Annotated in this window: 1 protein-coding gene and 1 pseudogene; one reads left to right on the top strand and one right to left on the bottom strand. The window is 72.7% G+C overall.

Going from position 1 to position 2,172, the window contains the following annotated elements:
- Nucleotides 1–287 precede the first annotated feature (287 nt).
- Complete coding sequence (locus tag AOK17_RS46445) at nt 288–1,685, bottom strand: DUF4192 domain-containing protein (protein ID WP_425424698.1); 1,398 nt, start codon at nt 1,683–1,685, stop codon at nt 288–290.
- Nucleotides 1,686–1,973: 288 nt separating this feature from the next.
- On the opposite strand from AOK17_RS46445, the pseudogene AOK17_RS51490 reads away from it, so the two are divergent.
- Nucleotides 1,974–2,172 (top strand): annotated as a pseudogene (locus AOK17_RS51490) (hypothetical protein); the annotation flags it as partial.

Below are 2,172 nucleotides of genomic sequence, written 5' to 3'. Positions count from 1 at the left end.
TGGCACAACAACCGCTTCGTCGCCCTCGCCCCATCCGGCGGCCCGGGACCGGGCAGGGCCCTCCGCCTCGCGGAGCGCTACGCCACTCGCCTCCGGCAGGCCGCTCGGACCGCATCCGCCTCCCGGCCGACGGCTCGGGGCGAACGCGCCACGCCACGCCGTCCCAAGTCCGGCAGACCCCCACGCCAGCCCAAGCCTCGCGAGCCGCCCCCAAGCCACCACCCGAAGCAACCAGACCGACCATCCGAACCGAGTCGGCCAACTCGGTCGCCGCCACTCCCCCGCCCTCATGTCTCGCCTTGCTTCGTCCCATGCCGCCCGGCCCCTCGGCAGGACCGGGTGCCGCCGCCCGTCCCGTCACCGGCCCTGGTGGGCGCTTCCGGCGCCGGGGAGCCGTCGGTCGTGGACCGAGGACGGCGCGTGCCCGCTGTTCCGGAGGGCCGGGAACCCGGACGGCTCTCAGCGCTCCCCGTGGACCGCGGCTTGCGTCGACGACGGGAAGCCACTCGGGTCGACGGCATCGAGGCGGCCCCGGACGCTCCGCCGGCGTCGACCGGGGACGCCGACGAGGCCGACGAGGCGATCGTCTCCGCGCCAGCACGGTCCACGCGCTCCTTGCGGAGGCAGCGGCGAATCGACTCCGGGTCCAGGCCCTCGTTGCACGCCTGGTGGAGAAGGCGGGCGAACAGGTATCCCGGATCCGCTCCGAGGGCCATCGCCAGGGCTTCGCGGGCCTCCAGCTCGTCGCCGGAGGACCAAGCGACCCATCCCGCGAGTGTGAGCGGCGCCGCGGCATGCTCGCCGTACGGGCCGACACAGCGGCGGGCCAGAGCCCGCCAGAGGCGGAGGGCGGGTCCGGCCTCGTCGCCCTCCATCCACTCCGCCGCCCGGTCGCGCGTCGTGCGGTCCTGGAGGCCGAGGATCAAGGTGGCTGCCTCGTCGTGGCACAGGAGTTCGTCGTCCCGGAGATCCGCCGACAGAGCTCCGGACACACTTGCCGCACCGGACACAGCCGGTACACCGGAAAGACCCGGTGCACCGGAAACACCCGGTGCACCGGCCGCAGACGTGGAGTCGGCGAACCGACGCATGACCCGATGAGCCAGATCCAAGGTCTCCGTCGCCACGACTGTGCGGATCTCGTCGTCCAGGATTCGAGGGATCAGCGCCATGCTCACCGCGTTGAGCGCGGACTCCTGCTCCAGCGCGGCCGCGGTTTCCCACGGAATGAGCCGTGCCCTGAACTCCCGCAGGGATCCCCGAATCTGAAGGCCGGCGTAGGTGGCCGCGGCAGCCAGCACGGACGTGCCCGGCAGCCCCATGGGTGTCCCGTCGGACGGGCAGCACTGTGCACTGGGACAGCAGTACGACCAGAAGCGGCCGTCCGAGATGCACAGGGCCTCGATCACGGGCACGTCCAGGGCACCGCAGGCCGTGCGCAGCAACTGCGCGAGTGGGCGCAGCCGTTCCATGACTTCCCGGGCCGACTCTCCGTCCTTGGGGTCCTGGCAGAGGAAGGCGACGATGCTCTCGGGCAGCGCGCCCCTGCGTTCGCTGCCCTTCACAAGTCCTTCGGTCAGCTGTCGGGCGGCGGACGCCCAGTCGTCCGCGTTGCCCGGGATGCCGAGCCGGGCCCGTCCGCCGAACCTGCCACGCCCGTCCCTGTCGTGCAGGGCGGCGAGCACGATGCTGTCCTCCGGCCGGTATCCGAGCAGGTACGGCAGCGCGTCTGCCAGTTCGGCGGGAGTGCGCAGTGTGACCTGATGCTCAGCGAGGGGGACGCCGGACGCGCCGTGTGCGGGACCGACCCGGTTCGCACCTCCACGACCCGCACTCCGTACACCCGCACCCGATCCCTGTCCCGAGCCGCGTCCTCCGCTCCCCGAGCCATGTGCCCCGCTCCCTGAACCGCGCCGACCGGTACCTAGACCATCTCCACCGTGCTCCGCCGCCTGTCCACCATGCCCTGAACCGTGCCCGCCACGCCCCGAGCCACGTCCGCCACAGGCCTCGCCCTGCCCGCCATCCGCTTCGCCATCGCCTCCACCGACTTGGCCGTACTCACCACCCCCGCCCCCGCTCCTTCCAAGCCCGCCGAACTCGCCGAGCCCATCGAGCCCCCCAAGCCCGTCGGACCCTCCAAGCCCATCGAGCCCTCCAATCCCCTCCCGC

The sequence above is a fragment of the Streptomyces phaeochromogenes genome (assembly GCF_001418655.1).
Taxonomy (GTDB): Bacteria; Actinomycetota; Actinomycetes; order Streptomycetales; family Streptomycetaceae; genus Streptomyces; species Streptomyces phaeochromogenes.
The sequence above is the reverse complement of the archived record's forward strand: the minus strand, read 5'-3'. Positions and strand labels throughout refer to the sequence as shown.